The 6,966-nt window shown below is 69.8% G+C and carries 6 protein-coding genes; 3 read left to right on the top strand and 3 right to left on the bottom strand.

The annotated features are described in order from the left end of the window. The 3 genes from E2651_RS39420 to E2651_RS39430 form a co-directional block, all read left to right on the top strand. A partial coding sequence (locus E2651_RS39420; protein ID WP_135336090.1) for a histidine kinase occupies positions 1–1,167 on the top strand: 1,167 nt, incomplete at its 5' end. Then, entirely contained in the window at positions 1,164–1,886 is a 723-nt protein-coding gene (locus E2651_RS39425; protein WP_135336091.1) for a response regulator transcription factor, read from the top strand. The genes E2651_RS39420 and E2651_RS39425, both read left to right, overlap by 4 nt. A gap of 179 nt (positions 1,887–2,065) precedes the next feature. Further along, positions 2,066–3,517 carry a Gfo/Idh/MocA family oxidoreductase gene (locus E2651_RS39430; RefSeq protein ID WP_135336092.1) on the top strand — a complete coding sequence of 484 codons (1,452 nt, stop codon included), beginning with the start codon at positions 2,066–2,068 and terminating at the stop codon, positions 3,515–3,517. Here the strand turns inward: E2651_RS39430 and E2651_RS39435 are convergent. From E2651_RS39435 to E2651_RS39445, 3 genes are all read right to left on the bottom strand, one after another. Next, the gene (locus E2651_RS39435; RefSeq protein WP_135336093.1) at positions 3,456–4,883 is read right to left on the bottom strand and encodes a cation:dicarboxylase symporter family transporter; all 1,428 of its coding nucleotides are present in this window, start codon (positions 4,881–4,883) and stop codon (positions 3,456–3,458) included. The two genes, E2651_RS39430 and E2651_RS39435, sit on opposite strands and share 62 nt — an antisense overlap. Before the next feature lie 163 nt (positions 4,884–5,046). Beyond that, complete coding sequence (locus E2651_RS39440; protein WP_135336094.1) at positions 5,047–6,648, bottom strand: peptide-N4-asparagine amidase; 1,602 nt, start codon at positions 6,646–6,648, stop codon at positions 5,047–5,049. 129 nt (positions 6,649–6,777) lie between these two features. After that, the coding region (locus E2651_RS39445; RefSeq protein ID WP_167829033.1) for a L,D-transpeptidase family protein at positions 6,778–6,966 on the bottom strand (189 nt) is incomplete at its 5' end.

A 6,966-nucleotide genomic window follows, 5' to 3' on the forward strand; every position in this document is an offset into this window, starting at 1 on the left:
GCTCCGGGGGCTCCGGGGGCTCCGGGGGCTCCGCCGAGCGGCGAGACGCTGCCATGGACGCGCAACGACGGCCTTGTCGCGGTCGGGGCCGCGGCCCTGGACCTGATCGGCTTCACGCTCAGCAGCCACGCCGACCTCGGGTACGTCCCGGCGGCCGGGTTCGCGCTCCTCGTGGTGTCCGCCCTGCCGCTCCTCGCCCGCCGCCGGGCCCCGCTGTCGACACTCGCGGCCGTCCTGCTGGTGAACCTGGTGCTGAACCTGACCGTTCCGGTCTCGCAGCACTTCAACATCACCGTCGTGGTCGCCCTCTACACGGTCGTACGGTTCCGGGGCCCGGTCGTGACGGCGGCGGCGACGCTGGTGGCCGTGGCGATGCCGCTGGTGGGGCAGGCGCCGCCGCCGACCGTCGTGGACGTGCTGGCCAACGCGGCCACCGGGGTGCTCGTGATCATCGGTGCGGCCGTGATGAACCACTGGCAGCGGGACATCGAGGCCAAGCGCCGACTGCTCGCCGACCGCGCGGTGGCCGACGAACGGCGGCGCATCGCCAGGGAGTTGCACGACATCGTGGCGCACCACATCACCACCATGCAGCTGATGGCCGGGGGCGCCCGTGCGAACCTCGCCGGTGATCCGGAGGTGGTAAGGGAGGCGCTGGTCACCCTGGAGGGTTCCGGACGGATGGCCCTGCGCGAGATGCGGCAGCTCCTTGACGTGCTGCGCGCCGGGGACGAGTCGGAAGACGCGCCGACCGCACCGCAGCCCGGGGTCGGGGACCTGGAGCGGATCGTGGCCGAGTCGTGCCGGGCCGGTCTGCCGACCGCGCTCGAGGTACGGGGCGATGAGCGGCCGCTGCCGCCGAGCGTGGGCCTTACCGTGTTCCGGATCGTGCAGGAGGCGCTGACCAACGCGCGCAAGTACGCGGGCGAGGCGCGGGCGTCCGTACAACTGACGTACGAGCCGGACGGGGTGGCCGTGGAGGTGTCGGACGACGGCGCGGGCAGCGGTTTCGGGGGCTCCGCGTCGGGGTCCGGTTACGGCCTGGTCGGGATGCGGGAGCGGGTCGCGCTGTACGGCGGGACGCTCGAGACCGGTCCGCTGGACGAGGGCGGGTTCCGGGTGTCGGCCCGGCTGCCGCTGGAGGCCGAGGAGGGGGCACTGCGATGAGCGACGCGGCAAGCGAGCCGGCGGACGGCTCGACGGACGGCTCAAGGGGTGGACGGACGATCAGGGTGCTGATCGCGGACGACCAGCCGCTGGTGCGGCGCGGCCTCGCGCTGATCCTTTCGCCCGATCCGGCGTTCGAGGTGGTGGGCGAGGCGGGCGACGGCGCGGAGGCGGTGGCCCTCGCGCACCGGCTGCGGCCCGACGTCGTCGTGATGGACATCCGGATGCCGGTCCTCGACGGGGTCGGCGCGACCGCCCTGCTCGCCCGGGAACTGCCCGGGTGCCGGGTGCTCGCGCTGAGCACCTTCGACATGGACGAATACGTGGTGGCGGCGCTGCGCGCGGGAGCCTACGGCTTTCTGCCCAAGGACATCTCCCCGGAGGAACTGGTCGCGGCGGTGCGCGTGGTGCACACCGGGGAGGCCGCGGTCGCACCCCGGCTGCTGACCCGGCTGATCTCCACGTACGTCAGGACCCCGCACCGCCCGGAGCCACCCTCGGTGAACGTGAACGACCTGACTCCGCGCGAGTCGGAGGTGTGGCGGCTGATGGCCACGGGGCTCGACAACGCGGAGATCGCGGACGCGATGGACATCAGCGTGTCGACCGTGAAGAACCACATCACCAGCGTCTTCGGGAAGCTCGGCGTCCGCGACCGGGCCCAGGCGGTGATCGCCGCGTACGAGACGGGTCTGGTCTCGGTGGGCGGCCAGGGGTAGCAGGGAGCGGCGCTGCGGAACAGCTGTTTCAGGCCTGCCGCGACGACGAGTCCATGCATGGGGCAACGGAAGTCCAACTCTCTGGCCACTTCGGTCCCTTGCGCCCCCGCCGCACCGCTATCAGGGTGGCTTCCGCCCCAGTGGTAGAGACCAGCCGCCTTTTAGCTACGGAGGTCCCGATGCACGACGAGAACGCGACACCGGCCCCTGACGATTCCGCCGAGGGCCAGACGTCCTCCGACGGCCACTCCCGCCGCACCGTGCTGCGCACCGCAGGACTCGCCGGTGCCGGGCTCGGGCTCGGCGCCTTCACCGGCGGCACCGCCCACGCCGACGCCCCGCAGGGTGCGACCGCCGAGGCCGCCGAGGCGCCCGCTCCCCAGGGCGAGACCATGGTCGGCGTACCGTTCGAGCGGCGCTCCACGGTGCGAGTCGGCATCGTCGGGCTCGGCAACCGCGGCGGCAGCATGATCGACCTGTTCCTCGCGATCCCGGGGGTGAAGGTCGTCGCGCTGTGCGACCCGGTCAAGGACAAGACCGCGCGGGCAGCGAAGAAGGTCACCGACGCGGGCCAGCCCGCCCCGGCGACGTACACGAAGAGCGATCACGACTTCGAGAACCTCTGCAAGCGGGGCGACGTCGACTTCGTGTACGTCGCGACGCCCTGGGACTGGCACTTCGACATGGCCAAGTCGGCGATGCTGAACGGCAAGCACGTCGGCGTGGAGTGTCCCATCGCCCTGCAGCTCGACCAGTTGTGGGAACTCGTCGACCTCTCCGAGCGCACCCGCAGACACTGCATGCAGCTGGAGAACTGCTGCTACGGCAAGAACGAGATGCGCGTCCTGCGGATGGCCCACGCGGGCAAGTTCGGTGATCTGCTGCACGGCGCGGGCGCGTACAACCACGATCTGCGCGGCCTGATGTTCGACCCGGACTACTACGAGGGTCCGTGGCGGCGGCTGTGGCACACGCGGCTGCGCGGCGACCTCTACCCCAACCACGGCTTCGGCCCGGTCTCCAACTACATGGACATCAACCGCGGCGACCGCGTCACCCACATCTCCAGTTTCGGCACGCCCGCCCTCGGTCTCGCGGAGTACCGCAAGGCCAACATGCCGGCGGGCGACCCGAGCTGGAAGGAGACGTACATCGAGAGCGACCGCACCATCAGCCTCGTCCAGACGGCGAAGGGGCGGGTCATCCGGCTCGAGCACGACGTCTCAACTCCCCACCCCTACAGCCGCATCAACAGCCTCGGCGGCACGAAGGGCGTCTTCGAGGACTACCCCTCGCGCATCTACATCGAGCCGGACCACACCAACGACGAGTGGGGCGACTTCTCCAAGTACGCCACCGAATTCGACCACTGGCTGTGGAAGGAGCACTCCAACCCGCCCGGCGGGCACGGCGGCATGGACTACATCATGATCTTCCGTCTGATGCAGACCATGCAGCTCGGCCTGGTTCCGGACTTCGACGTCTATGACGCCGCGACCTGGACGTCCCCCGTGCCGCTGAGCCATCTCTCCATCAAGGCGAAGGGCGCGCCGCAGCCGATCCCCGACTTCACTCGCGGGCTGTGGAAGAAGGCGCGTCCGGGAGTGGACTCGGAGAAGCCGCAGGCGTAAGGGACTTGGGCCCGGCGGCGCTCTCACCGGCGCTGCCGGGCTCCGGTGCCTGTTCCGGCCGTTCCGGTACGAAGGCGATCTCGCCGCCGAGGACCTTCTTGGCGCGTGCCGTGTCGAGGGCGCCCTCCCAGCGGGAGACCACGAAGACGGCGACGCAGTTGCCGAGCAGGTTCGTGGCGACGCGCATGGCGTCCATGATGCGGTCCACGCCGAGCAGCAGCGCCACCGCGCCGGCGGGGATGACCCCGAGCGCGGAGGCCGTCGCGGACAGCGCGAGGAACGCCGAACCGGGCACGCCCGCCATGCCCTTGCTGGTCAGCATGAGCACGAGGACGACGGTGATCTGCTGGCCCAGACTCAGGTCCACGCCCACCGCCTGCGCGATGAACAACGTACCGATGGAGAGGTAGATCGAGGCGCCGTCGAGGTTGAAGGAGTACCCCGTCGGCAGGACAAGGCCCACCGCGTCGTCGCGGCAGCCCGCCTGGCGCAGCTTCTGCATCATGCGCGGCATGACGGTTTCGCTGGAGGCCGTGCCGAGCGCGAGCAGCATCTCCTCGCGGGTGTAGCGGACGAACTTCCACAGGCTCAGGCCGGTGAGCGCCTTGAGGGCGACGCCGAGGAGCAGCAGGAAGATCAGGGCCACCGCGTAGCAGACACCGATGAGTTTGCCGTACGTCGACAGGGCGCCGAGGCCGTACTCCCCCACCAGGTGGGCGGTCGCCCCGAAGACGGCGAGCGGGGCCAGCTTCATGATGAAGCCGACGATCGCGAAGACGATCTCCTGCCCCTGTTCGATGGCGGGCAGGATCGCGGGGACCTTCGCGTTGCCGAGGTGCAGCAGCGCCGCGCCGACCAGGCAGGACAGCACGAGGACTTGGAGCAGGGAGTTCTCGGCGAAGGCCCCGACGGCGCTGTCCGGCAGCGAGTGCAGGATGAACTCACTGGTCGAGGGCAGTTCACCGCCGCCGGTCTTCTCGTCGACGGCCGAGGCGTCGAGCTGGGAAGGGTCGACGTTCATTCCGGCGCCGGGGCTCACCAGGTTTCCGGCGAGCAGGCCGACCACCAGGGCGACCGTCGTGGCGACCTCGAACCAGATGAGCGCCTTGAGCCCGATGCGGCCGAAGGCCTTGAGGTCTCCGGCCTTGGTGATGCCGGCGACGACCACGCAGAAGACGAGCGGGGCGATCATCGCCTTGATGAGACGTACGAAGCCGTCGCCGAGCGGCTGGACGGCTGTGCCCGCGTGGGGCCACAGCCGTCCGACGACAACTCCGATCACCAGCGCGCAGGCGACCTGCGCGAAGAGTGAGGTACGCAATGTGCGTGCGACGCGTCCCGAAATGGACGGTACGGACTGCGGCACGGGCACTCCTGTAGAACGGCTTCAAGTGACTTCTGTCATGCGGAATTCTGTTTCCGCGAGGCGTCACTATGGCGGAGTGCCCGCTTCCGTAGAAGACCCCCAGATCACATCGGCGTAAATCTTGGATCTTGCTCCAAGTCGGGCCCTCTGCGGCCCGACCGGTTCAGCAGCGCAGGCGGTCCTCCGTCAGCGTCCCCTGCACGGTGGCCAGCGTGCGGTCGTGGCAGGGACCGTCCCCGTACGCGCGGTAGCGCTCGCGTGAGGTGCCGACGGCGTGCCGGTCCTCGCGCGGGACGTTGGCGGTGTACGTCGCGTCGCCCTCGTAGCGGTCGTCGACCACCGACCGTCCGGTGCGGCGGCCGTCGTACGCGGTGAGCGTCTCCGTCCGGTCGCCGAGCGCGATCTCGGTGCGCAGCCGGTCACCGGCGCCGAGCGTCGTCGTGCCGTCCATCGTGTACGTCCGGTCGGTGTGCACCGCGCGGCCGTTGGTGGTGACCGTCTCGCGGTCCGTCCAGGTGGACTCGAGCGCGTCCGTGGACTCGCCATCGGTCCAGCGGTGCACGGAGGTGTTGCCGAGTGCGCGGGTGACGGTGGTCTCGACGCGGCCGTGGGAGGTGTCGACGTAACCCGAGACGCTGAGCCGGTGGCTGCCGCGGGTGTCGAGGCGGTGCTCCTGCTCCGGCGAACCGGGGGTGTACGTCGTCTTGTTGGCGAGCTCGCCCGCCCGGTGTCCGGTCAGTTTCCCGGTGACCCGCTCGCTCTTCTCGTCCTGCCAGACGAGGATGTTGGTCGGCGTGTGCCAGCCGGTCGTCGCCTCCGGTCTGCCCGCGACGGAGACCTCCACCTGGTGCGGGCGGCCGTCGTTGAGCAGCCCGGCGAACGGCGTCAGGTCGTACTCGATGGGCTTGATGTCGAAGGCGCGGGGCCCTGGAATGACGTACCACAGGAAGGGATTGGACCAGCCACCCGTCCACACGGTCGGGAACGGCGTGGCGATTCCGGCGAGTTGACCGTCTACGGTGACCTGCACTTCGCGGTAGGGGCCGTCCTCGGCCTTGCAGGAGTACGGCGCGGCGTCGGGCACCGTCAGATACCAGTACTCCTCGCAGCCGCCGCCCGAGCCGGTCGCGTAGACCTCGGCGACGATGCGTTCGCTGTTGCGCGGGGTGGTGAGGGTGGTGGCGTCGCCGAGGGGCAGGACGCGGTCGGGCGGCGCCTGCCCGGTGGTGTGCTTCTCCGGCTCGTAGAACGTCAGCGTGGCCTTGACGTCGATGATCCCGGTGTACGTCTCGTTGACGACGTTCCCGATGAGCATCTCGACCCGCTGGTCGCGGCCCAGGGTCTCGCGGTAGCGCGTGACGTCCTTCTCCACGGACCAGATGATGCCGTCCACCGACGGCTCCGGAGTGGACGTGCGGAAGACCTCGACACCGCCGATGCGGAGATAGCCGAGGCGGTCGTACTGCCTGCCCTTCACCTTGCCGTCGAGGCGCAGCACCACCTTGCCCCAGTCGCCCTTGCCGCACTTCGCGGGCGGGGCGTAGTCGCCCTTGTAGGGCGTGAAGTCCTTGAACTGGGCCTCGGCCACGGTCACTTCGCACGACTTCGTGTGCGGCTTGTCGATGGGCGGGGCCGCCGTGATCGGGTCGTGCCAGTCGTTGCCGAATTCCGGCGGGGGTGTGTCGGCCGATGCCGGGCCCGCGCTGAGGAGTGTGCTCGCCGCGAGGGTGACCCCGACGAGCATGGACATGACGCATCTTCTCATGGGGGATTTCTACGCCCGAGTGGCCCGGCGGAGCTAGCCCTTCAGGTTCGCCTTGTCAGCCCTTCAGGTTCGCCTCGTCAGCCCGTCAGCCCGTCAGGTTCGTCATGTCAGCCCGTCAGGTTCGACTTGTCAGCCCGTCAGGTTCGACTTGTCGCCCATCACCACGACCGGGTGCCGCTTCGGATCGAGGTTCTTCAGGAGGTACTCCATGCCCGGCTTCGACAGGCTCACACAGCCCGACGTACCGCTGCCGTGGTCCATGTGCAGCCAGATGCTGCCGCCCTTGGCCTGGCCCTGGGGGCGGGTCGGGTCGTTGGG

It is taken from the genome of Streptomyces sp. MZ04 (genome assembly GCF_004684775.1).
In the GTDB taxonomy this organism is placed as follows: domain Bacteria; phylum Actinomycetota; class Actinomycetes; order Streptomycetales; family Streptomycetaceae; genus Streptomyces.

Coding starts and splice junctions, on each gene's coding strand:
- E2651_RS39440 (WP_135336094.1), bottom strand. CDS start 6,648: ATGAGAAGATGCGTCATGTCCATGCTCGTCGGGGTCACCCTCGCGGCG.
- E2651_RS39425 (WP_135336091.1), top strand. CDS start 1,164: ATGAGCGACGCGGCAAGCGAGCCGGCGGACGGCTCGACGGACGGCTCA.
- E2651_RS39430 (WP_135336092.1), top strand. CDS start 2,066: ATGCACGACGAGAACGCGACACCGGCCCCTGACGATTCCGCCGAGGGC.